Genomic DNA, 22511 nt, shown 5'->3' with positions numbered 1-22511 from the left:
GCCGACCGAACAAGCGGATGTGCGGTCGGTCTACTCTCTCGGCTTCTCGGCGCGTCCGACAGGGACTGAAGTCCCGACCTTGCCGAAGTGGAAACCGTCAGACGTTGCCGTGAGCGGGAGCGTCAGCCGACCGCATTCGGGTCGGACAGATGTCCGCCGCGCACCTCGAAGCGGCGACCAGTGATCGAGTCCGGTTCGATGCGCAGGAAGGCAGGCTTGGGCCCGTCCTGCCACGGAAAGACCGAAAGTTGCAACGCGTCGACGACCTCGTGCAGGCGCTCGACCGACCGGGCAGGGCCCTTGATCACGACGCTCCAGGCAGTTGCGTCCGCGGCGTCATAACCGTCGACTTCGAAGGCCACGGGGTGCCGGTCCGCGGCCGATAGTTTCGTGCCAATCCCGGTGCGCACCACGATCGTTCCGTGGTCGACGACGTGATTGACCGGGAAGATATCCGGGCGGCCGTCAACGGTGACCGCCAGGCGCCCCACTGGGCTGGACCGAACTAGCGCCCAGCATTCGGAGACCGACAGGTTGATTGTGTGGGTGTCATTGCTCGTATCCATGACGTCGACGCTCCTCGGCAGAGGAGCGTCATCCCAGGGTCATTGGTCCCGACGCCGTCGCTCGTCGGGGTGCGTGGCTGCAAAGACAGCCGCTTGAGTGCGGCGTTCCATGCCGAGCTTGGCAAGCAGCGAGGTCACGTAGTTCTTCACCGTCTTCTCGGCTAGGTGCAGCGTGTCGGCGATCTGCTTGTTGGTCATCCCCTGGGCGATGTGGTCCAGGACGCGACGCTCTTGCGGCGTCAGCGACTGCAACCGAGGGTCCGTCGTATCGGGCTGTTGCCAGGACCGGCGCAACTCGTCCACTTCCCGGTCGTGCAGCAGGTCCCTTCCGCTGGCCACTGCCCGGATCGCATCGGTCAGGCTCGGACCCTTGATGTCCTTGAGCAGGTAGCCGGCCGCACCGGCGAGCACTGCCGCCCGCAAAGCGCGGGCGTCGTCATACGAGGTGAACATCAGCGCCTTCATGGTCGGCAGCGCCGACCGGGCGTCTCGGCATACGTCGATACCGGACCCGTCGGGAAGCCGGACATCGAGCAAGGCAACATCGGGCGCCGACAGAACGATTTCGCGCAGTGCTTCCGCCGCAGTGCCAGCCTCGCCCACGACGTCGAAATCGGGCTCGGCAGTCAGCAGGTCACGGATACCGCGGCGCACCACCTCGTGATCGTCCAGCAGAAAGATTCGGATCGTCATGAGTTGTCAGCCTGTTCGGACGGTGCGGTCGGTGCGGCGGTGAGCGGGATGCGCCAAACGAGCTCGGTCCCTGACGGGATGACGGAGCGGACGTCGAAAGAACCCCCGCGCATCCTCGCCCGTTGAGCGAGGTTGTCCAACCCGCTGCGGCGATCGGTGGCCACGATGCCGCGGCCGTTGTCGCGGACAGTCACGACCAGGTCCCGCGCGCATTCGACACGTACGGAGGCTTGATCCGCGCCGGCGTGCCGGGCGATGTTCGTCAGCGCCTCACGCACAACCGCCAGCAGGTCGCCCACGATTCCCGCCGGGAGCCGGTCGACGGGTCCCTCGATGCCGACCTCGGGGTGGAACCCGAGTGTGGGCGCAAGGTTGATCGCCACCGCCTGCACTGCTTGTTGCACCGTCGATGCTGCGACATCGTGCAGTTCGAAGATGGCATGCCGGATGTCCTTGATCGCGCGGTCCAGGTCGTCCACCGCTTCATCGAGCCGGGCACGCACCGTCGGATGGGTCGCCAGATGGCTTGCAGCCTGTAATGACAGCCCGGTGCCGAACAGCCGCTGGATGACGTTGTCGTGCATGTCACGAGCGATCCGATCACGGTCCTCCAGAAGGACCAGTCGGGATTTGTCACGCTGCGCCCTGGATGCGGTCATGGCCAAACCGGCTTGGGCCGCGAGCGACCCGAGGAGGTCGAGCATCTCCGAGGCCAGGGACGGACTGTCGGTATTCCAGACCACGACCAGCACTCCGACATCTTCGGTTCCGACGACAACCGGAAGGATGGCGACGTCGCCGTGCCCCTCTCCCAGGACCGAGCTCAACTCCTTCCTCAACTCGTCGTCCGAGTCGCTTCCTTGGGCGCTGGCGTCTCCGAGTAGGACGGGCTCGCCATGCTGCACGAACCGCTGCCAATCGGGCGCGGACAACACGATGTCGCACGGTTCCTCCCCGTGCGCGAGATCGCAGGTCGCGACGTGGAGTTGGCCGAGTTCGTCATGCAACGCCACGAAGCCGTTGCGTGCGTACGCGTGCTCCACCGCCGCTGCCACGAGGAATCGCATCGCGCTGCGTTCGGTCGATCCCTCCAGCAGCCGCTGGCTGAGCTCGCTGCTGGTCTCGACCCAGGCGCGCTGTCGGCGTGTGCGTTCGTAGAGTCGCGCGTTGTCGATGGCCACGCCGGCGGCGCTGGCCAGCGCGACCAGGATCGATTCGTCGTCGTCGGTGAACTCGCCGCCGTCGGACTTCTCAGTCAGGTAGATGTTGCCGAACACTTCGTTGCGGATCCGCACCGGCGCGCCCAGAAAGGTGTGCATGGGTGGGTGATTCGCGGGAAAGCCGTAACTCGCAGCATGGGTGGACAGGTCCGCCAGCCGCAGCGGAAGCGGCTCGTGGATCAACAGGCCAAGCACACCCTTGCCGTGCGGTAGGTCACCGATCGCTGCCCTTTCTTCATCGGTGAGACCTCGGGTGATGAACTCGACCAGGTGCTCCCGGTCGCGGTCCAGAACGCCCAGGGCTCCATATTTGGCATCGACCAATTCACACGCGGCGCGCACGATGCGCGACAGGACGTCACTCAACTCCAGATCGGCGGTGACAGCGACGACGGCATCCAGCAGATGCACTAGGCGCTCGTGCGACCGGGTTGAGGCCTGCGCTCGTGCACGAAGCTCGCCGATCAGGTCATCGAGGTCGAGTGTCGACGGCCCGACCAACAATCGGCCATGGTCAGCGACGTTGTCGTCGGGGTTCGGCATATGTCCACGCTAGGGCCGGGGGGGGGACGGTGCGAAAGGTTTCGGGACCTTTGCCCCTCGCTCGCGCGGACCGGGCGTTCGATCCTGATTCCTGAAGCACCATCGGGTGCCCGATCCAGGAGGCGTTCCATGCAGAAGCACATCCCCAGCGATGCCGTTGTTGTCGGTGTTGATGGATCGCTGGAAAGTCGTGGTGCTCTGAGGTGGGCCGCCAACCGGGCCGAACAGGCGAAACGGCCGCTACACGTCCTTCACGCCGAGGGGGCGCCGATCGCGACGTACAGCCCGGCGCTGAAGGTCGCCCCGAACGACAACATCTGTGCCGAAGCGATTGGCCTCGTCGCCCAGCTCAAACCGGAACTGCGGGTGACGTGGTCGGAGCCAGCTGAATCGCCGGTTCTCGCGCTCATCGATGCGTCCACCGTCGCCAGCGAACTGGTGCTGGGCACTAGGGGTTCCGGCGCCGTCCGCGGTGCCGTTCTCGGCTCGGTGACAGTCCAGGTCTCGACAACCGCCCAGTGCCCTGTTCTGGTTGTGCGGGGGCCTGTCACAGACCGCCAAGTCAAGGGGCCCGTCGTCGTGGGGGTCGATCTGCGCCCCGACAGTCTCGCAGCCCTCGACTTCGCCTTCGGCGAGGCTGATCGGCGGGGGGTCGGACTGCTCGTGGTCCTCTGCTGGCAACTGGACCGATGGGACTTCGCCAGCGGAATCCCGATGCCCGGAGGGGACATGGCGGCGGTTGCGCAGGACCATCGGACGTTGTTGAACGAGGCACTCGCCGGGCCCTCCGGACGCTATCCGGGAGTCGCGGTCACCACTCACGTCAAGTGCGCCCCCACCGCCGCAACACTGGTCGAACAGAGCAGCAACGCGTCGCTGCTGGTCGTCGGGACCCGAGGGCACCGGGAGGTCGCCGGCCTCGTCCTGGGATCGGTCAGCCAAAGCGTGATGCGCCGAGCGTTGTGCCCGGTTGCGGTGGTGGCTCATACGCGCACCGAAGACGCCAAGGGCGACAGCGGCAAGACACACACCTCGGTATGAGGGAAAGCCCGAGAACGGGAACAGGTTCTCGGCGAGAGGACCCGCCGTGACCTACCTGATCGTGCTCGCCGTGGTGTTCGGCATCAACCTGATCCCGGTTTTCGGGCCGCCGACCTGGGCCGTGCTGGTCCTCTGCTACCTGCACGGCGACCTCAACGAGGTCCTGTTGGTGTCGACGGGCGCAGTGGCGGCTGCGGCCGGACGCCTCACGCTCGCGCGAGCGACCCGCGCTCTTGGCCGGTACCTACCTGCCAGGCAGAGGCACAACCTCACTGCCGCTGGTTCTGCGCTGAAGGGGCGGCGTGCCGGAGCGGCCGCGGGGCTTGCGCTCTTCGCTCTCTCCCCGCTCCCGTCAGCGCAACTTTTCGAGGCCGCCGGACTGACGCAGGTGCGGCTTCTCCCGCTGACCGCGTCTTTCTTCGCGGGTCGGTTGGTGAGCTACAGCCTCTACCTGGGTGGCGCGTACGCGGTCAAAGACACCGGTGTCGCCGACGTGATCACCTCCTCGATGACGTCGCCTGTCGGGCTACTGCTGGAGATGGTGATGCTGGGCGGCCTGGTGGTGCTCAGCCAGTTCGACTGGAGCAAACATCTGCGGACCGAGTCCCCCGCCGACGAAGCCAAGACCAAACAGTCCTCGGGAGGACTGTCTCTGACGGAGGATTCACGAACGCACGACGGTGAATAAGTCAGCAAGACCCACACATCCAAGTCGATTTACACTCTCCTCTGCAACGGGGGCAGTTTCCAGAAGTGGGACATCTGACCACCTCCTTGACTCGTACGAAGGGGGCGCCTTGGCCAGGGCGCCCCCACCTCTGTGATTGGACGCGATGAGCTCCGAGACTGACCGCAGGACCGCACCCGGCACGATCTGGACGGCAGGAATCGGCGTCGTTGCGGCCGCCTTCTTCTTCGTTCTTGCGCTCAGCCGTTGGAACGCGGGCCGGGTAACAAACTACGACCTCGGCATCTTCAGCCAGTCCGCGCGTTCATGGTCCAGAGGACACCTGCCGTACTCAGACCTGCGACAGTTGCACCTTCTCGGTGATCACTTCAGCCCAATGCTGGCCGTTCTAGGTCCCCTTTGGCGCATCTGGCCCGACCCGCGGGGCCTTCTTCTGTTCCAGGGCGTCTGCCTGGGAGCAGCCGTTGCGATGGCGTACCGCTTCGCGCGAGTCAACCTCGGGGCACGTTCGGCTCTGCTTCTCGCGATGGTGGGCCTCCTCTCGCGTGGCGTTCTCAGCGGCGCGCTATTCGACGTCCACGAGGTGACTATCGCTGCCCCAGCAGTCGTGCTCCTGTGCATCGCAGTGCGGGATGCACGATTCCGCACAGCCGTGGCCGCGTCCATCGTCCTCGGGCTCACGAAGGAGGACATGGGTCTGACGGTTGCGATGGCAGGTCTGAGCTGGTGGGCGATGCATCGCGGAAGTGACCCACGGTGCCGCATGCACGCTGTCACTCTGGGCGTCGTGGGTGCTGCTTCTCTAGCCGTGGCAAAGGTCGTGATCAGCGCGGTGAACGGGGGTAGCGAGTACACACACTACTTCTCTGCTGGCGGTTACTCGCCCATCGATCTGACCGCACGCCTTGCGCCCGTCGCCTTGTTTGCGGTCACCGCTTTGTTCATTGGCCTACGCTCCCCGGTTGCATTGATCGCCCTGCCCACGCTCGCGTGGCGCGTCCTAGCGAACAACCCCAACTATTGGGATACCGGTTACCACTACGACGTTGTCCCTTGGGCAGTCGCTGTGGTCGCTGCCACGGATGGCCTCACCCACCGACGCCATGCGCTGACACCGCGCGCACGGAGGGCCCTCATCGCCTGCGGCGTTGTCACCGCCGCCCTCGGGGTCATCACCATCGGAGATCGGTGGGGCGGGCCCAGCGCTCTCGTCAATTCCTCAACCCACGTCAGGGATCTCGAGCAAGCGGCCTCCCGAATTCCGGACGGCTCGCGAGTCGCCGCGATCAACTCGCTGGGTCCGTACGTTGTTGCGCGCACCCGAACGTTCAACCTCCGAACTGGCCTTAGCCAACCGGTCGACTACGCATTCTTTGCCAGTTCAGGCCCTTGGGCATCGGACTTCCCCCCTGCGCGCGACAAGCGCTCACCGCGCGCGCGAAGGCTGGCAACTGGGCCACCTGGACCGTTGGACGCTACGTGGTTGTCCACCTTCGCGACAGCAGAGCGGTGACGGACGCCTACCGGTCCTGCCAATGAGCCCCGATACGACCGCCGCGGCTTGGCGGCAGCCCGGCCGGTCGGAAGGGCGAGACTGCTCCGGGGCCAGCGTTCGGGACTTACAGCCCCCTCTCCAACTCATGCGAACAGCCGGTGACGATTCGATCGTCACCGGCTGTTTCAGCAGGTCTACCCGGATCCCCGGGTTGTCGTCCCTCTGGTGAGGAGAAACGCAACCTGCCGTTGTGCGCGAGGGGGGAGTTGAACCCCCACGCCCTTTCGGGCACACGGACCTGAACCGTGCGCGTCTGCCTATTCCGCCACTCGCGCGAGTGCCGCCTTAGTCTGCCCGTTTCTGGCAACGGACACAAATCGGGTTATCCACAACATGGGGACAACTCTGTGGAGAGCTGGGGATGAACCTGTTGACTATGGTGCAAAACCGGGCATCGTCGCAGGTCAGGTCGGTGGAGATTTCCGTCCACAAGTCAGTGAACCGACGCGACCCCCACGACGTCGCAAGACTTGGTTCACTGACATCACGATCGCAACCGAAGGATCCAGGGGAAGCAACCATGCTGGGCCGCATCATCATCATCGCCATCATGATCGTCGTCGTCGTGTCGATCGTCCCGCTGCTACGAAGGATCCTCCGCGGAAACGGCAAGGTCCCCCTCTTCGAGGGTGTCGCCCCCGGAATCATCCCGGCGAACCCCGACAGTCACCCGGTGGTGAACGCCTCGTTCAAGGCCCTGTTGCCTAGTCCGCCGCCACCTCGGTTCGAACCGCCCCAGCTCATCCTGCCGTGGATGACCGGCGAAGCCCTCGGCCGCGGAATCAGCGGCCGTGACATGGGCGCGATGCTGATCGACTTGGCCGTCCGCGGCTACATCCGCATCGACAAGGCGCCCAACTGGCGAAAGAAGAATCCGCGCTTCGTGTTCACTCGCACCGACAAGCGGATCAGGGAAGGTGGCGCCGTCGCCGAGATGCGCGACCTGCTCTTTCCCTTCCACTCGAAGCAGACCGACAGCGCCGACTTGCGGCGCCGCGCATCCGGGCCAGCCGGCCGTACGGTCCGGCACCGGATGGGTTTCGAGGCCGGGCAGGCCATCGGCACCGACCACAAGCACCCGACAGCCGTACGCACCGCACTGACCGTTCAGTTGCGCTGCTTCCAGCAATACCTGAGCACCGCCGAGGTGAGCAGCATCAAGGTGGATGAGGCTGCCGGGATCTTCAGCCGCTACCTGCCTTGGGCGGTCGCTCTGGGCGAGGCCGAACACTGGGCGAAGACCTTCCAGGGCGTGATCCTCGAGGCGCAGGCATCCGGCAGCTTCAGTGACATCGTCGTTCTGTCTTCCTGGTCAAACGACCTGGCGTGGTGGGGCGGCTTCGACTCCGCGGCGTTCGACGGGGTCGGCATCGACGCCGGATCGTTCGATGCGTCCTCCTTTCATGGTGTCGCCGCCGGCGTCGGGGTCTTCGATGCCGCCGCCTTCGGCGACTCGCTCGGTGGTTTCGGTGACTCCATCGGCGACATCGGGTCGGGGATGCACCACATCTCCAGTGATGTCGGCGGCGGATCGAGCTGCGGGTCGTCCAGTTGCGGTGGTGGTTCCAGCTGCGGCGGTTCGGGATCCAGTTGCGGTTCCAGCTGCGGTGGAGGTGGCGGCTGCGGTTCCTCATGATCGAGCCGCCGATCCACGGCGCGCCCCGCCGAGAACCCGTGGACCATAGAACCCGTAGTTACGATGTCCCGACTGCGTTGGTGCCCCCACCAACGCCGCTGCCGCCGACCTACCGCAGACAGGGGTGACCGATGGGCTTGTTCGACAAGCTCGAGCAACGCCTCGAGCGCGGCGTTAACGGCGCCTTCGCGCGCGCATTCCGTTCGGAGGTGCAGCCGGTGGAAGTGGCCAGCGCCATCCGCCGCGCTATGGACGACCGCGCCACCAGTGCCGGGAAGAACAAGCGCCAGGTTGTTCCGAACCTCTTCGACGTCGAGCTCTCCGAGACCGACTACGACCAGCTGACCGTCCACGTCGAACAACTTGCCGACGAGCTCAAGGCGAGCGCCGCGGAACACGCGGAGACCCAGCGCTACACCCCAGGTGGACCGCTGACGGTCACCTTCAGCTGCCACAGTGAGCTGGAGACCGGCGTCTTCCGCCTTCGTCCGTCGGTCGCCCGCCAAGCAGTCCCGACCTCGTACGAACCGCCGGCCCGCGTCCGCCGACGCCCTGAACCGGAGCCCGTTGACGAGGAGATCGTCGACGACAACAGCACCAACTACTACGTCGAACCCGAGCCGCCGGCGCCGGCGCCGGAACGTCGTGTTCCGTTGGCGCCCACCCCGGCCGCCCCTCGCAGCTACCGGCAGCGCCCCTACCTCGATCTCGACGGCACCCGCTGCTCCTTGGTCGGCGCGATCACCGTGATCGGCCGCGACGACGACGCCGACATCGTCCTAGACGATTCCGGAATCTCCCGGCGACACAGTGAGATTCGGGTCACCAACGACGGCCCTCACCTCGTCGCGAGCCTGTCCGATCTGGGATCCACCAATGGCACCTTCGTCAACGGTGACCGGATAACCAGCGTCCACCTCAACGACGGCGATCGGATCACCGTCGGCCGCACCTCGATGGTCTTCCACCAAGGACGTCGCGGATGAGTGAACTGACCGTCACCGCGATCCGGCTGGGTCTGTTGGCACTGCTGTGGGCGTTCGTCTTCAGCATCGTCGGCGTTCTCAAGGGCGACCTCTACGGCGCTCGTACGATCGTCCGCGGCGGCGGCCTGCCGGGTGCGGCTCCTCGCTCGCAGCCGCGCCGGCGCAGCCTCACTCACCTCGCGGTGATCGAGGGCCCGATGCGCGGAACGACGGTTCCGCTGACCGAGAGCGGCGGATTGATCGGGCGCAACCCCGAGTGCAGCCTGGTGCTGTCCGACGAGTTCGCCAGCGGTCGCCACGCGCGCATCTACGCCGAGGGCGACCAGTGGTGGATCGACGATCTCGATTCCACCAACGGCACGTACGTCGGTCCGCAGCGGATCGGCGAACATGTACCCCTCCACGAAGGGTCCCGGATCAGAATCGGGACGACCGTGCTGGAAGTCAGGAAGTAACCACCATGCCGATCGCCCTGAACTTCGCGGCCCGGTCCAATTTGGGCCTCGGGTCCAAGAACCGCAACGAGGACTCCGCCTATGCCTCGCCGGACATGCTTGTCCTGGCCGATGGCATGGGTGGCCACGCTGCGGGCGACACCGCCAGCTCGACCGTTGTCGGCGAGCTGACTCAACTCGACGGAGAGTCGTGGGGTGTCGACGAAGCCGCGCAACGGCTGCACGACGCGGTGTTGCGCGCCAACGACAGGTTGCGCGCCGAGATGGAGGTCCATGCCGAGACCGAGGGCATGGGAACTACCCTCATCGCGTTCCTGCGCAGCGGTAACAAACTGGCCATGGCCAACATCGGCGACAGTCGCGCCTATCTGGTGCGCGACGGGGTGTTCAGCCAGATCACCAAGGACCACTCGTTCGTACAAGCTCTGCTGGACGAAGGGCGGATTACCCCCGAAGAGGCTGAACACCACCCGCAGCGATCGATGGTCACCCGGGTCTTGACCGGGCGGGAGGACGACGAGCCCGACATGTCGTTGCGCGAAGCGCTGGTCGGCGACCGCATCCTGATCTGCTCAGACGGCCTGTCCGACTACGTCGCTGGCTCGACCATCGAGGGGATCGCCACCTCTCCGGGGTCTCCTGGTGACATCGCCGACCGGCTGATCGAGATCGCCCTCAAGGCCTCCACCCGCGACAACGTGACCGTGATCATCTGTGACGTCGTTGACGGCGACCGACACACCGGCCGGCTGCCGACGACTCCGCAGATCGTCGGGGCCGCCGCCAATCGGGCCATCGGTCGCAACGACGACGAGACCCAGGAACAACCGCAGAACCCGCGCACCCCCGCCGAGAAGGCCGCCGCCCTGCGCCGCGCGACCACCGCAGCCGCCGCAGCGCCGGTCGCCGCGGTCGACCCCGAGGAGGGAGATCATCCGGGTTACCCGCCGCTTGCCGAAGAAACCCCCCGCCGCGGGAAATGGCGTTGGTGGCTCCTTGGACTGATCATCGTGGGAATGGTCGCCGTGGCCGCGTTCCTCGGCTGGAACTGGACCCAGCAGCAGTACTACGTCGGTGAGAACAACGGCAAGGTCGCGATCTACCAGGGCGTGCCGCAGAATCTCGGACCGATCAGCCTGAACAGTGTGAAGTCGACGACCGACATTCCGGTCACCTCGCTGCCCAGCTTCTATCGCAACAAGGTCCACGACACGATGACCGCCAAGAGCCGCCAGGACGCCGACCGCGTGGTCTCCGACCTGCGCGCGCAGGCCGCAACCTGCGCGACCACCACCCCCGCCGGGAGCACCTGCTCCTCGTGACCTCCGCAACCGCAACACCCCGCACCCGCCGCGGCACCGAACTGGTGCTGCTGATCTTCGCGATCGCGGTGGTGCTGTTGGCCTATGTCGATGTCGGTCTTGTCATGCAGGATTCGGTTCCGACTGACCTGCTGCCCATGGGCCTCGGCTTTGTGGCGATCGCGGTGGTGTTCCACGTCGTCCTGCGATGGCGAGCGCCGTACGCCGACCCGACGCTGCTGCCGATCGCGACCCTCCTCAACGGGCTGGGATTGGTGATGATTCACCGACTCGACCTGGTGGCCGGCAAGTCGCTGGGTCAGGGAGCCGCTGTACGCCAGTTGATGTGGTCGGCGATCTCGGTAGGCGTCGCGGTGGCTCTGCTGTTCGTGCTGGCCGACCATCGCCGGCTGCGCCGTTACACCTTCACCTTTGCCTTGGCCGGTTTCTGCCTGCTGATGCTGCCGCTGATGCCGCTCATCGGGTCGAGCCACTACGGCTCCCGGATCTGGATCCGGTTGGGCCCGTTCAGTTTCCAGCCCTCGGAGCTCGCCAAGATCCTGGTCGTCATCTTCTTCGCGTCCTACCTGGTGCAGACCCGCGACGCCCTCTCTCTGGTGGGCAAACGGATCCTCGGCTTCCCGCTGCCGCGCGCCCGTGACCTCGGTCCGATCGTCGTGGCCTGGCTGGCGTCGCTGGCTGTGCTGGTGTTCGAGTCCGACCTCGGCACCTCCCTGTTGTTCTTCGGGGTCTTCGTCGCGATGCTCTACATCGCCACCGAGCGCCGTTCCTGGATCGCCATCGGCCTGGGGCTGTTCCTCGTCGGCTGTTACGTCGCCTACCTGCTCTTCGCCCACTTCCGGGTGCGCGTCGACCTGTGGATCGACCCGTTCACGCCCGGCCTTTCGGACCAGCTGGCCAAGGGTTTGATGGGCATGGCCAGCGGTGGCCTCACCGGCACCGGGCTGGGCGCCGGCCATCCCGAATTCACCTACTTCGCAAACTCCGACTTCATCATCGCCAGCTTCGGCGAGGAACTCGGCCTCATCGGACTGATGGGGATCCTGGTCCTTTACGCACTGTTCGTGGAGCGGGGTTTGCGCACCGCGCTCGCCGCCCGCGACGGTTTCGGCAAGCTGCTGGCCGCCGGCCTGGCGTTCTCGATGGCCCTGCAGTGCTTCGTCGTCGTCGGTGGTGTCACTCGGGTGATTCCGCTGACCGGTTTGACCACCCCGTTCCTGTCCGCTGGCGGTTCGTCGCTGCTGGCCAACTGGATCATCGTGGCGCTGCTGCTGCGGATCAGCGACAACGCCCGACGCCCGGTCGCCGAACTCGACGACACCGCTGACGAGATGACCACCCAGGTGGTGAAAATCAGATGAACACACCTATCCGTCGCCTGTCCCTGGTGGTCGCGATGATGTTCGCGGCCCTGCTGGTGGCCTCGACCATGATCCAGTTCGTCCAGGCCGACGCGTTGAACAACAAGCCCGGCAACCGGCGAACCCTGCTGGCGACCTATGCCAAGGAACGCGGTTCGATCCTGGTCGGCGGAACCGCCGTCGCGGTGTCCACCCCGACCGATGACGACCTGAAGTGGCTGCGCAAATATCCGCAGGGAAAGCTTTACTCCGCAGCGACCGGCTACTACTCGTTCACTTACGGCACCAACGGTGTCGAGCGGGGCTACAACGACCTGCTCTCCGGCAGCAGCGACAAGCTGTTCTACCGTCAGCTGCCCGACGTGCTCACCGGCAAGCAGCCCCAGGGCGCCAGCGTCGAACTGACGCTGCAGGCCAAGGTTCAGCAGGCGGCGGCGAAAGCGCTGGGCAACCAGCGCGGCGCGGTCGTTGCCCTCGACCCGAAAACCGGCGCAATCCTCGCGCTGGTGACCAGCCCTTCGTACGATCCGAATTTGTTGTCCGGTCACGACCTCAACACGGTGCAGAGCAATTGGAAGACGCTCACCACCGAGAAGAACCAGCCCCTGATCAACCGGGCCATCGCGGGAGACCTCTACCCGCCGGGTTCGACGTTCAAGCTGGTGACCGCGGCCGCCGCGTTGTCCAGCGGGAGCTACACCCCCGACTCCGAGCTCCACGGGCCGGCCGCGCTGAAGCTGCCAGGTGTGAGGACCCCGCTGCCGAACGTCACCGGGCAGGCCTGTGGCCCTGGCGACAAGACCACGATGACGCACGCGCTGGAGATCAGCTGCAACACCGCGTTCGCGAGCCTGGGCATGGACCTTGGCCAGGACAAGGTGCGCGCGCAGGCGGCGAAGTTCGGCTTCGGTCAGGCGCTGACCATCCCGATGACCGTCACACCGTCGGTCTTCCCGAGCAGCCTCTCGCAGCCTCAACTGGCACAGTCGTCGATTGGGCAGTTCGACGTGCGGGCCACCCCGATGCAGGTCGCGATGGTCAGCGCCGGGATCGCCAACAACGGCAAGGTGATGCGCCCCTACCTGGTGCAGAACGTCAAGGACAAGAACCTTGACGTCATCTCCTCGACCGATCCGTCGCTCTACTCGACCGCGATCAGCCCCGAGGTCGCCTCGCAGCTGACGACGATGATGAAGACCGTCGTGGCCACCGGAACCGGTCGCAAGGCTCAGATCAATGGCATCGAGGTGGCGGGCAAGACCGGGACAGCGCAGACCGCCCCGGGCATGAACGCCGACGTGTGGTTCACCGGGTTCGCCCCGGCGAACGACCCCAAAATCGCAGTGGCAGTCGTCGTGGAAAACGGCGGCACCGCTGGACAGGAAGCATCCGGAGGATCGGTCGCAGCACCGATCGCCAAGCAAGTCATGGAAGCGGTGGTTGGCCAATGAACCGAACCGGCGACACCCTGGGGGGGCGCTATGAACTCACCGAGCGCATCGCTGCCGGCGGCATGGGAGAGGTCTGGAAATCTCGCGACCAGATCCTCGGCCGTACGGTCGCGCTCAAGCTGCTCAAGGACGGACTCACCGACGAGGTGGGATTCACCGAGCGGTTCCGCAACGAGGCGCGGCTTTCAGCCGCGCTGACCCACGGCAACATCGCTCAGGTCTACGACTACGGCGAGGACGAAGGCACCGCCTACCTGGTCATGGAGTTCGTGCCCGGCATGCCGCTGAGCAAGATCATCGCGGAGAACGCGCCGATCTCGGCTGCCGACACCGCGGGCCTGATTACCCAGGCCGCGCAGGCCTTGCACGCCGCCCACCGCAACGGACTCATCCACCGCGACGTGAAGCCGGCGAACATGCTGGTCACCGCCGACGGCTTGGTGAAACTGACCGACTTCGGCATTGCCCGCGCGGTCGGCGCCTCCGCGATGACCAAGACCGGTGAGGTGATGGGCACCGCCCAATACCTCGCGCCCGAAGCCGCCCTCGGCAAGGAGGTCACCGGCCTGTCCGACGTCTACGCCCTCGGCGTGGTGGCCTACGAAATGCTGTGTGGCCGGCGTCCGTTCGAATCCGACACCCCGGTCACGCTCGCGCTGGCCCACGTGAACCAGCCGCCGCCACAGATGCCCGATGAGGTTCCACCACCCGTACGAGCCGTGGTGCTGGCGACCCTCGAAAAGGACCCGGCGCTGCGACCAGACAGCGCCGCGGAGTTTGCCCGTGCGCTGCGCCAGGCTGTCATTGACTGCGGGCCGATGGGTTTCGACCCGCATGCACGTCCGGCGAAGCCCGGCGCCGCACCCGGTGGCAACAGCGGCCCGAGCGCAACATCAGGGCCGCACTCGCCGCAGCAGCTTCAGCAAGCTCAACCCGGGGCGGCGCTTCCGGGTCGCCACGTCGTCGAGGGTCACCCCTTCCCCACCGGTCCGGCCGCGCCACCGCAGAGTCACCCGGCTGCCGCTGCCTTCCAGGGTGAGTCCGAACCACGCCCGACCGGCCCGAATGCGCCGGGTTCTTCTGGACCTCAGCAGAACATCTCCGGACCGAACCACCCAATCTCTGGTCCGCATTTCCAGCAGTCCGGTCCGCAACCGCAGCAGTCGTCGCTTGCGGGCATCCCCAAGGCCCTCTGGTGGGCCATCGGCGGGGTGATCGCGCTGATTGTCGTGGTGTTGATCATCGTCTTGACCTCCGGCGGCGGCAGCGTCAAGGAGGCGCCCACCAGCATGGCTCCGCAGTCGACGACCAACAGCGGGCAGGTTCTGACCTAATGGCAGATGTTCCCCGCCTGCTCGGCGGACGGTACGAAGTCGGAGAGCTGATCGGCCGCGGCGGCATGGCCGAGGTCCACCTCGGCCATGACACCCGACTCGGCCGCTCCGTCGCGATCAAGATGTTGCGCGCCGACCTGGCCCGTGACAGCACCTTCCTCACCCGTTTCCGGCGCGAGGCGAAGTCGGCCGCTGGCCTGAACCACCATGCGATCGTCGCGGTCTACGACTCCGGTGAGGAGTCGGTGATCGAGACCGGCGGCGCGGAGTTGCCGGTGCCGTACATCGTCATGGAGTTCGTGGACGGCGAGACCCTGCGCGACATCCTCAACGCCGAAGGTCACCTCGCGCCAGATGAAGCCGCCCGGATTACCCAGGGCATCCTGTCGGCGCTGGAGTATTCGCACGAACGCGGGATCGTGCACCGCGACATCAAGCCGGCGAACGTCATGTTGACTCGCGGCGGCCAGGTGAAGGTGATGGACTTCGGCATCGCCCGAGCCCTCGCCGACGTCGGCGCCACGATGACCTCGGCCCAGGCGGTCGTCGGAACCGCCCGCTACCTCTCGCCGGAACAGGCGAAGGGCGACACGGTCGACCCCCGTACGGACCTCTATTCGGCTGGCTGCGTCTTCTACGAATTGCTCTGCGGCCGAACACCGTTCGTCGGTGAGCCAGTCTCGCTGGTCTATCAGCACATCAGTGACAGACCCGCTCCGCCGTCGGTTTATGAGCCGTCGGTTCCGCAAGACATGGACGCCGTCGCGCTGCACGCGTTGGAGAAGCCGCGCGACACCCGCTATCAGAGCGCGGCTGATTTCCGGGCCGACGTGCAAGCAGCCCGTACGCACTCCCCGCTCTCCGAGGAGGCGATGGCCAGCCTCGCCGGCGCCGGGGGGGCGGCCGCTGCTGCCCGCAATGAGGCCGTCACCAGCGAACCTGCTCGCCGTGACAGCACGCGCGAGATCAACGACCGTCACCACCGCTCGAACAACACCGGGCTGTGGGTTGTCGCCGCGATCGCTGCCTTGTTGGCCATTCTCGGCATCGGATACCTGCTGATGAACGGTTCCAATGGGCCGAAGCTGGCGAGGGTCCCCGGGGTGCAGAGTCAGACTCAGGCCGCCGCTGACCAGACTTTGCGCGATGCCAATTTCGTTCCGAAGTTCACCCAGGTCGTGAGCGATCAGACCCAGGGCACCGTGATCGATCAGGATCCCAAGGGTGGCGCCGAGGCGAAGGTGGGATCCACGGTCACCGTGAGTATCTCGGCCGGGCCGGGAACAAAGATCGTGCCTGATGTGTCGGGCAAGACGGTCGATCAGGCAAAGAAGCTGATGTCCGACAGCGGGTTTGCGAATGTCCAGGTGAATCAGAAACAACAGGATGACACTGAATTTGGTGCAGGTCAGGTGGCCTCCACCTCACCTGGTGCGAACACGACGCAGAAACCGACGACGGTCATCCACCTGGTCGTGAGCAGTGGCAAGGTGACGGTTCCGGACGGGCTGAAGGGGCTGACCTATGGGGAGGCCTACGCGAAGCTGACCGGCGCCCACCTGCAGGTGGCGCAGTCGTCGAACCCGGTGTTCACGACCGACCGCAACCTGGCAGGCCACGTTCGGTCCGCGTCGCCGCGGTCCGGTGAGAAGGTCGACGTCAATTCGACGGTGACCCTGACGATGTACGAATACCAGTCGACAGTCACCACAACCGTCGAACCGAGCTCACCGAGTAGCTCACCCTCGAGCTCACCCTCGAGCTCGCCATCGTCGACCTCGAGTTCATCGAGCACCTCGACGTCCCCGTCCTCCACGCCGAGCTCGCCGATCACCACGCCGTCCCTGGCCACGACCCCGACGTCGTCCCCGCCGAACGCTCAGTAGGTCGCGGCCCCGTTGGTCAGCCCGCAGCGGCGGTGTGCACCAGCGGGGCGAGGCCTACCGAACGCTCAACCGCGTCGACCATCCCGGCGTCGACCAGCCAGTTCGCCAGCATCCGGTGGCCGCCCTCGGTCAACACCGACTCGGGGTGGAACTGCACACCATGAAGCGGCAGGTCGATGTGGCGTACGGCCATGATGACGCCCGAATCGGTGCGGCCGGTGACCACCAGTTCGGTCGGCATGGTGGCCGATTCGATCGCCAGCGAGTGATAGCGGGTGGCGGTGAACGGGGAGGGCAGTCCGGCCAGAACCCCGCTGCCGTCGTGGACGATCTGCGAGGTCTTGCCATGCAGCAGTTCTGGGGCGCGACTGACGACTGCGCCATAAGCGACGCCGAGCGCCTGGTGGCCGAGGCAAACCCCGAACATCGGCTGCGCGCGGTCGGCGCAGGCACGAATCATCTCCATCGAAACACCGGCCTCCTCCGGCGTTCCGGGGCCGGGTGAGATCAGCACTCCGTCGAAGCCGACGGCGTCCTCGGTCGTGACCTCGTCGTTGCGACGCACCTCGCATTCCGCACCGAGCTGCTCGAGGTAGCCCACGATCGTGAATACGAAGCTGTCGTAGTTGTCGACGACGAGAATGCGAGTCATGCGGGCCTCACGGTGTGGTGGTGGATGAGGACGACGCTGAGGCCGAACCAGCGGACCCGGGCGCCGGAATCGGCTTCGCGTATTGCAGTTTTGGGGAGCCTTCGTAGGCCGGGAAGGTTACCTCGGACTTGGTCTTGACGTCGTAGCCGATGCCCACAAGATCGACGTAGTCGCGGTAGTTCGACACGTCTGGGTCATCTTGCAACGCAGCCTTGAGCGCCGTCGGATCACCCATCGCGGAGATCGTGAACGGTGGCGAGTAGACGCGGCCCTGCAGGATCAGCGTGTTGCCGACGCAGCGTACGGCCGAGGTCGAGATCACGCGCTGGTCCATCAGCATCATCGACGTGGCCCCGCCGCGCCACAGCGCGTTGACCACTGATTGCACGTCCTGCTGGTGGACGACCATCCAGTTGAGGTTGCCGCCGGCGGGCAACGTCGACGGGTCGCGGTGGGAGTCGTCGAGCGAGACGGTGACCACCGAACCCTTGACGGCGGTGAAGCCGGCCGCAGGCGCCTGCGCGTCGGCGGCGGCTCCAACCGAAGCAGCACCCGGGGCGGCCTTGCCCTTGCTGAGCGTGTCGACCTCGGTCTGCAGACTGCGTACGGTCGTGGCCCGTTCCTTCACCCGACGGTCGGCTTCCTGCACGACCTGCACCAAATCGCGCTGTCCGGGACGCAGGTCGGTGCCCTTCGCGGCCCGCGCGGAGACACCGAACATGAGGCCCGCGGACACGGCAACGACCGTGACCATCGCGGTCCAGGGTGTGCGTCGCTTCATCGGGGCGGCTTTCGGCGGTACGGCGTGAACTACCCTCTAGCCTAACCGCCGCCGCATTCGGGACATACCGGGAGAAAACGTGAGCAAGTCCAGCAAGAAGCCGACCGACGAGAACTCGGAGGGCATCACACCCGACGAAGCCGTCTCGAGCGAGCAGGCGGAGGCCGACGACGCGGGCACGCTAGGCATCAAGAAGAAGTCGAAGGCCCAGCGCGATGCCGAGAAGCAGGAGGCTGCGGACGAGGAGCAGCGCGAGGCCCTGCGCCGCCGTACGCCGCAGGCTGTGAAGTTGGAGAGTGGCGAGAACCCGCGCTGGTGGGTGCCGACCATGCTCAGCCTGATGGTTGCCGGCCTGGTCTGGTTGGTCGTGACCTACCTGTCGCGTGGCAACTACTACCCCGTCCCGGCGCTGAAAAACTGGAACCTCGGCGTCGGCTTCGTGCTGATCATGGCCGGCTTCGTGATGACCACCCGCTGGAAATAGCCCCAGCAGACCAAGAGAACCCGCCCCGATCGCGCAGATCGGGGCGGGTTCTCTTGTTATCCCCAACCTTTTCCACAGCTGGGGATAACTACAGGCGTGTAACTTCGAACTGCTGTACGAGCCGGGTCAGGCAGGAACGCGCGGCGCAGTCAGAACGGCGCGACGGGCGTGTGGGACGCGAAAACGACGTACGCGACCACGGCCAGCGCCACGGTGATCGCACCGAGCGCGAACCATTGGCTGCGGCGCGCCTCGATCCGGGTCACGACCAGTCCGCAGAGGGCGCCGGTGATGGCACCGCCGAGGTGGGCCTGCCAGGCCACGTTGGCGATGACGAAAGACAGGATCGTGTTGATCACGATCAGGCCGATCAGGTTGCTGACATCGCGGCGCAGCCGGATGTTGACCAGCAGCATGGCCAGGAAGAGCCCGAAGATGGCGCCCGAGGCGCCAACGGTGCCGGTGAACCAGGCGTTCCCACCTTGCAGGCTGGTGACCGCCTCATAACCCACTGATCCACCGAGCGCACAGACCAAATAGATCGCCAGATAGCGCGCCCGGCCCAGGGCCGGCTCCAGGATCTGACCGAGCATGAACAGCACCAGCATGTTGAACAGCAGGTGCAGCGGGCTGCCGTTGTCGTGGACGAACGCGGCGGTCAGGAAACGCCACGGCTCGTCTTGGGCCAGCGCCGGCGCGAACATCAACCGGTAGGTCAGCTCATTGCTGAACTCCTGCCCGAGCCAGAGCACCACGCACAGCCCGATCAGGCCGTAGGTGACCACCGGCATCCCGGCTGACCGGCGGACGGCTGCGCGCGGGGTGGCCTTCGCCTGCGCCTTCACGCAGTCGACACACTGAATGCCGACCGCCGCCGGCCGCTGACAAGCGGGGCACGTCGGTCGGTCGCAGCGTTGGCAGCGGACGTAGGCCACCTGCCCCGGATGTCTGGGGCAGGTGGGCGCGTCCGGAGTCGTGTTGGTCAGGAGCGTTACTCCCCGACCGTGACCTTCTCGATCACGACGGGCTCGACCGGGCGGTCGCCCGAACCGGTGCGGACACCGGCGATCTTGTCGACCACGTCGCGGCTCGCCTGGTCGGCGACCTCACCGAAGATGGTGTGCTTGCCCTGCAGCCAGGTCGTCGCACCGACGGTGATGAAGAACTGCGAACCGTTGGTGCCCTTGCCGCGCTGCTTGCCGGCGTTGGCCATCGCAAGGATGTAGGGCGAGTTGAAGTTGCGGTCCGGCGAGATCTCGTCGTCGAAGGTGTAGCCGGGGCCACCGGTTCCGCTGCCCAGCGGGCAACCACCCTGGATCATGAAGCCCGGGATGATGCGGTGGAAGGAGAGACCGTCGTAGAACGGCTCCGGGTTCGAGCGGCCTGCGTCATCGCTGTAGTCGATGTCGCCCTTGGCCAGACCGACGAAGTTCTTGACCGTCGTCGGGGCATCGTTCTCGAACAGAGTGACGTTGATGTCACCGTGGTTGGTGTGCAGCGTTGCGTTCATGGGGCAAGTCTCGCACGCGCGTTCCGCGATCGCAGGGGTGCAGGTATTCACCTGTGGGGAGGAACTCGCCGCCGCGTCGCTGTCGTTAGGCTGGGGACGGAAGTCGGGGTCGATGAACCCTGCAGAAAAAAGGAGATCGCACGTGTTGAGGATTAATCCCTCCCCCGCCGACAAGGCCAAGGGTCATGCTGGCGACCTCAAGTCGGCTGCGCTGGACGCTCTGTCCGCGGCCGCTGGCATCGTGAGCGACGCGGCTGACGCGGCCGCCCCCAAGGTCGAGGCCGCCAAGGTAGCCATCGCCCCCAAGATCGATCAGGCCAAGGAGGCTGCAGCGCCGAAGTTCGACGCGGTCAAGGAGGCAGCGGCCCCCAAGGTCGACGCCGCCAAGGAGGCCGTCGCGCCGAAGGTCGCGTCTGCCAAGAGCAGCTTCGCTGACCACGCGTCGGCCGCGAAGGACGCTGCACCCTCGAGGACAGACCTCAAGAACGCCGCGCCCTCGAAGAAGGACCTGCGCAAGCAGGTGAAGCAGGCGCGTGAAGCGGCGGCTCCGGCCTTCGCAGCCGCTGCCGCTCAGGCGTCGGCCGCTAAGGACGCTGCTGCCCCCAAGGTGCAGGAGTTCGCCGGGCTGACCCGCGAACAGGCCCACAGCCTGTTCAGCGACGAATGGATGCCGCGCATCCAGTCGGCGATCGCGTCGGCCTCCGCCGCTGCGCAGAATGCCGGTGCTCAGGCCCAGCAGGGCGCCACGCAGGCCTACTTGAACCTGCCGCCGCAGGCGCAGGATGTCGTTGACAAGGTGGTGCCCGCCGCCGCCAAGAAGCGCAAGAAGAAGGGCCGCCTGCTCATCGTTCTCGGTCTGGCCGGGGTCGGTGCCGGTGGCTACCTGATCTACTCCGCGAAGAAGAAGCAGCAGACGCAGGAGAGCCAGGCGCTGGTTCGCGCGAACCAAGAGGCTGCGGCAGACGAGAGCCTGCGCAACCCGATCGCCTCGGAGACCGACGGCATTTCGCGTCACTGACGTTCAAAACCCGTCTTTCGCAGTTGAGACCCCCGGCGCATCGCGCCGGGGGTCTCATGCGTTCGGGCCACGACCCAGCGCCCTACCCGCGCGTACGCCACTAGGCTCGCGACGTGAACGTTGTCTTCCTGGCACCCAATTTCCCGCACTACCAGCGTGAATTCCCCCGAGCGCTCAAGGCGGTCGGTGCCACTGTTCACGCGATTGGTGAAAGCCCGTGGGAGTGGCTCGACGAGGAGCTGCGCAGCTGGATCGACCACTACTACCAGGTCGGTTCGGTGACCGACGTCGACCAACTCGAGCAGGCCGTCCGCCACTTCCAGGACAGCCGCTGGATAGACGCGCTCGAAGCCACCATCGAGTCCCACACCCTGCCCGCTGCGATCGTCCGCGAGCGCTGCGGGATCCCGGGCACCTCCGTACGAACGACGTGGTTGTGCCGTGACAAGCCGAGCATGAAGGAAGCGTTGCGTGCCGCCGGAATTCCGACGGCCGCCTCGATCGGGGCATCCGATGCCGATGAGATCCGCGAGTTCGTGGCCCGCGAGGGCTACCCGATCATCATCAAGCCGCGCGATGGCGCCGGGGCCGCCGGCACCCACAAAGTCAGCAACGACACCGAACTGCAGGCGGTGATCGACGGGCTCGGCGACGCCGCCTCGGTCGCGGTCGAGGAGTTCATCGAGGGTCACGAGGGGTTCTACGACACGATCAGCGTCGACGGTTCGATCGCGCTCGACTTCGCCTGCCACTACTACCCCGGCGTCCTTGAAGCCATGCGTACGCGGTGGATCAGCCCGCAGTACATCTCGACGAACCGGATCGATCAGGGCGAGCTCTACGGCCAACTGCGCGAGCTCGGCGAAGCGGTCAACCGCACGCTGGGGATCGAGACCTCGGCGACCCACATGGAGTACTTCGTTTCACCCAAAGGCCTGCGGTTCAGCGAAATCGGCGCCCGCCCGCCGGGCGTCGGCTGCTGGGACCTCTACGCCGCAGGCAACGAGATGGACATCTACCGCGCGTGGGCTGACGCGATCGTCCACGGGCAGGTGTGGCACGTCCCCAGTCGTGCGTACGCCGCCGGCATCATTGCGCTGCGCCCCGACCAGGACGGCGTCATTTACGACATCGATGGGGTGGCCGAGGTGCACCACAAGTACGGCGACTTCCTGATCGACGAGCGCCTGCCCTATGGCGAGGGCACTCAGCCGATCGAGGCCGGCTACATGGCCAACGCGTGGATCCGCCTGCGCCACCCCGACTTCGACACCCTGCGCGAGATGCTCGACGATGTCGGCCGCATCGTGCAGGTGCGCGCATCCTGAC

The 22511-nt window shown here is 66.1% G+C and carries 21 protein-coding genes and 1 tRNA gene; 14 read left to right on the top strand and 8 right to left on the bottom strand.

Translation table 11 applies throughout. The features are described from left to right. Positions 1 to 122 precede the first annotated feature (122 nt). The 3 genes from ACYU98_RS03355 to ACYU98_RS03345 are packed head-to-tail and all read right to left on the bottom strand — an operon-like array spanning position 123 to position 3022. Positions 123 to 566, bottom strand: coding sequence for a pyridoxamine 5'-phosphate oxidase family protein (locus ACYU98_RS03355; RefSeq protein ID WP_460466772.1), 444 nt, complete (start codon positions 564 to 566; stop codon positions 123 to 125). Between the two features lie 39 nt (positions 567 to 605). Then, complete coding sequence (locus ACYU98_RS03350; protein WP_460466771.1) at positions 606 to 1259, bottom strand: response regulator; 654 nt, start codon at positions 1257 to 1259, stop codon at positions 606 to 608. Further along, positions 1256 to 3022 (bottom strand): sensor histidine kinase, encoded by a 1767-nt coding sequence (locus tag ACYU98_RS03345; RefSeq protein ID WP_460466770.1) that lies wholly within the window; start codon positions 3020 to 3022, stop codon positions 1256 to 1258. The genes ACYU98_RS03350 and ACYU98_RS03345 overlap by 4 nt, the downstream gene beginning before the upstream one ends. Before the next feature lie 129 nt (positions 3023 to 3151). Here ACYU98_RS03345 and ACYU98_RS03340 point away from each other — a divergent pair, with 129 nt between their 5' ends. From ACYU98_RS03340 to ACYU98_RS03330, 3 genes are all read left to right on the top strand, one after another. Next, positions 3152 to 4063 carry a universal stress protein gene (locus ACYU98_RS03340; protein WP_460466769.1) on the top strand — a complete coding sequence of 304 codons (912 nt, stop codon included), beginning with the start codon at positions 3152 to 3154 and terminating at the stop codon, positions 4061 to 4063. Between the two features lie 46 nt (positions 4064 to 4109). Next, the gene (locus tag ACYU98_RS03335; RefSeq protein ID WP_460466768.1) at positions 4110 to 4751 is read left to right on the top strand and encodes a hypothetical protein; all 642 of its coding nucleotides are present in this window, start codon (positions 4110 to 4112) and stop codon (positions 4749 to 4751) included. A gap of 145 nt (positions 4752 to 4896) precedes the next feature. Beyond that, entirely contained in the window at positions 4897 to 6264 is a 1368-nt protein-coding gene (locus ACYU98_RS03330) for a DUF2079 domain-containing protein (protein WP_460466767.1), read from the top strand. Positions 6265 to 6497: 233 nt separating this feature from the next. Here ACYU98_RS03330 and ACYU98_RS03325 read toward each other — a convergent pair. Beyond that, positions 6498 to 6581 (bottom strand) — tRNA-Leu (locus ACYU98_RS03325). A 245-nt stretch (positions 6582 to 6826) separates the two neighbouring features. On the opposite strand from ACYU98_RS03325, the gene ACYU98_RS03320 reads away from it, so the two are divergent. The 8 genes from ACYU98_RS03320 to pknB all read left to right on the top strand — a co-directional run bounded on the left by ACYU98_RS03320 (position 6827) and on the right by pknB (position 16737). Further along, a complete protein-coding gene (locus ACYU98_RS03320) occupies positions 6827 to 7942 on the top strand; it encodes a DUF2207 domain-containing protein (RefSeq protein WP_460466766.1) in 1116 nt (371 codons plus the stop codon). 131 nt (positions 7943 to 8073) lie between these two features. Next, on the top strand, positions 8074 to 8928 hold the full coding sequence (locus ACYU98_RS03315; protein WP_460466765.1) for an FhaA domain-containing protein: 855 nt from the start codon (positions 8074 to 8076) through the stop codon (positions 8926 to 8928). Then, a complete protein-coding gene (locus ACYU98_RS03310) occupies positions 8925 to 9383 on the top strand; it encodes an FHA domain-containing protein FhaB/FipA (RefSeq protein WP_460466764.1) in 459 nt (152 codons plus the stop codon). Before ACYU98_RS03315 ends, ACYU98_RS03310 begins: the two co-directional genes overlap by 4 nt. Positions 9384 to 9388: 5 nt before the next feature. Continuing rightward, positions 9389 to 10705, top strand: a complete 1317-nt coding sequence (locus ACYU98_RS03305) for a PP2C family protein-serine/threonine phosphatase (protein ID WP_460466763.1) — start codon at positions 9389 to 9391, stop codon at positions 10703 to 10705. Continuing rightward, the gene (locus tag ACYU98_RS03300) at positions 10702 to 12066 is read left to right on the top strand and encodes an FtsW/RodA/SpoVE family cell cycle protein (RefSeq protein WP_460466762.1); all 1365 of its coding nucleotides are present in this window, start codon (positions 10702 to 10704) and stop codon (positions 12064 to 12066) included. Before ACYU98_RS03305 ends, ACYU98_RS03300 begins: the two co-directional genes overlap by 4 nt. After that, complete coding sequence (locus tag ACYU98_RS03295) at positions 12063 to 13517, top strand: peptidoglycan D,D-transpeptidase FtsI family protein (protein ID WP_460466761.1); 1455 nt, start codon at positions 12063 to 12065, stop codon at positions 13515 to 13517. Before ACYU98_RS03300 ends, ACYU98_RS03295 begins: the two co-directional genes overlap by 4 nt. Beyond that, positions 13514 to 14851 carry a protein kinase domain-containing protein gene (locus ACYU98_RS03290; RefSeq protein ID WP_460466760.1) on the top strand — a complete coding sequence of 446 codons (1338 nt, stop codon included), beginning with the start codon at positions 13514 to 13516 and terminating at the stop codon, positions 14849 to 14851. Before ACYU98_RS03295 ends, ACYU98_RS03290 begins: the two co-directional genes overlap by 4 nt. After that, positions 14851 to 16737, top strand: coding sequence for a Stk1 family PASTA domain-containing Ser/Thr kinase (gene pknB, locus ACYU98_RS03285; RefSeq protein WP_460466759.1), 1887 nt, complete (start codon positions 14851 to 14853; stop codon positions 16735 to 16737). Before ACYU98_RS03290 ends, pknB begins: the two co-directional genes overlap by 1 nt. A gap of 16 nt (positions 16738 to 16753) precedes the next feature. Here the strand turns inward: pknB and ACYU98_RS03280 are convergent, their stop codons facing one another. Then, positions 16754 to 17389, bottom strand: coding sequence for an aminodeoxychorismate/anthranilate synthase component II (locus ACYU98_RS03280; protein ID WP_460466758.1), 636 nt, complete (start codon positions 17387 to 17389; stop codon positions 16754 to 16756). A gap of 7 nt (positions 17390 to 17396) precedes the next feature. Next, entirely contained in the window at positions 17397 to 18170 is a 774-nt protein-coding gene (locus tag ACYU98_RS03275) for a DUF881 domain-containing protein (protein WP_460466757.1), read from the bottom strand. Positions 18171 to 18249: 79 nt separating this feature from the next. On the opposite strand from ACYU98_RS03275, the gene ACYU98_RS03270 reads away from it, so the two are divergent. Beyond that, a complete protein-coding gene (locus tag ACYU98_RS03270; protein WP_460466756.1) occupies positions 18250 to 18654 on the top strand; it encodes a cell division protein CrgA in 405 nt (134 codons plus the stop codon). A gap of 149 nt (positions 18655 to 18803) precedes the next feature. Here the strand turns inward: ACYU98_RS03270 and ACYU98_RS03265 are convergent, their stop codons facing one another. Together ACYU98_RS03265 and ACYU98_RS03260 are read right to left on the bottom strand one after the other, a co-directional pair. Further along, entirely contained in the window at positions 18804 to 19499 is a 696-nt protein-coding gene (locus tag ACYU98_RS03265; protein WP_460466755.1) for a rhomboid family intramembrane serine protease, read from the bottom strand. A gap of 146 nt (positions 19500 to 19645) precedes the next feature. Further along, positions 19646 to 20164, bottom strand: a complete 519-nt coding sequence (locus tag ACYU98_RS03260) for a peptidylprolyl isomerase (protein ID WP_460466754.1) — start codon at positions 20162 to 20164, stop codon at positions 19646 to 19648. 142 nt (positions 20165 to 20306) lie between these two features. Here ACYU98_RS03260 and ACYU98_RS03255 point away from each other — a divergent pair, with 142 nt between their 5' ends. Both ACYU98_RS03255 and ACYU98_RS03250 read left to right on the top strand, forming a co-directional pair. Beyond that, on the top strand, positions 20307 to 21182 hold the full coding sequence (locus ACYU98_RS03255; protein ID WP_460466753.1) for a hypothetical protein: 876 nt from the start codon (positions 20307 to 20309) through the stop codon (positions 21180 to 21182). Positions 21183 to 21295: 113 nt separating this feature from the next. Further along, a complete protein-coding gene (locus ACYU98_RS03250; protein WP_460466752.1) occupies positions 21296 to 22510 on the top strand; it encodes an ATP-grasp domain-containing protein in 1215 nt (404 codons plus the stop codon). Position 22511 lies beyond the last annotated feature (1 nt).

The sequence above is a fragment of the Calidifontibacter terrae genome, assembly GCF_054778835.1.
The sequence above is the reverse complement of the archived record's forward strand: the minus strand, read 5'-3'. Positions and strand labels throughout refer to the sequence as shown.

Coding starts and splice junctions, on each gene's coding strand:
- ACYU98_RS03355 (WP_460466772.1), bottom strand. CDS start 566: ATGGATACGAGCAATGACACCCACACAATCAACCTGTCGGTCTCCGAA.
- ACYU98_RS03350 (WP_460466771.1), bottom strand. CDS start 1,259: ATGACGATCCGAATCTTTCTGCTGGACGATCACGAGGTGGTGCGCCGC.
- ACYU98_RS03345 (WP_460466770.1), bottom strand. CDS start 3,022: ATGCCGAACCCCGACGACAACGTCGCTGACCATGGCCGATTGTTGGTC.
- ACYU98_RS03340 (WP_460466769.1), top strand. CDS start 3,152: ATGCAGAAGCACATCCCCAGCGATGCCGTTGTTGTCGGTGTTGATGGA.
- ACYU98_RS03330 (WP_460466767.1), top strand. CDS start 4,897: ATGAGCTCCGAGACTGACCGCAGGACCGCACCCGGCACGATCTGGACG.
- ACYU98_RS03320 (WP_460466766.1), top strand. CDS start 6,827: ATGCTGGGCCGCATCATCATCATCGCCATCATGATCGTCGTCGTCGTG.
- ACYU98_RS03315 (WP_460466765.1), top strand. CDS start 8,074: ATGGGCTTGTTCGACAAGCTCGAGCAACGCCTCGAGCGCGGCGTTAAC.
- ACYU98_RS03310 (WP_460466764.1), top strand. CDS start 8,925: ATGAGTGAACTGACCGTCACCGCGATCCGGCTGGGTCTGTTGGCACTG.
- ACYU98_RS03305 (WP_460466763.1), top strand. CDS start 9,389: ATGCCGATCGCCCTGAACTTCGCGGCCCGGTCCAATTTGGGCCTCGGG.
- ACYU98_RS03295 (WP_460466761.1), top strand. CDS start 12,063: ATGAACACACCTATCCGTCGCCTGTCCCTGGTGGTCGCGATGATGTTC.
- ACYU98_RS03290 (WP_460466760.1), top strand. CDS start 13,514: ATGAACCGAACCGGCGACACCCTGGGGGGGCGCTATGAACTCACCGAG.
- pknB (WP_460466759.1), top strand. CDS start 14,851: ATGGCAGATGTTCCCCGCCTGCTCGGCGGACGGTACGAAGTCGGAGAG.
- ACYU98_RS03280 (WP_460466758.1), bottom strand. CDS start 17,389: ATGACTCGCATTCTCGTCGTCGACAACTACGACAGCTTCGTATTCACG.
- ACYU98_RS03275 (WP_460466757.1), bottom strand. CDS start 18,170: ATGAAGCGACGCACACCCTGGACCGCGATGGTCACGGTCGTTGCCGTG.
- ACYU98_RS03260 (WP_460466754.1), bottom strand. CDS start 20,164: ATGAACGCAACGCTGCACACCAACCACGGTGACATCAACGTCACTCTG.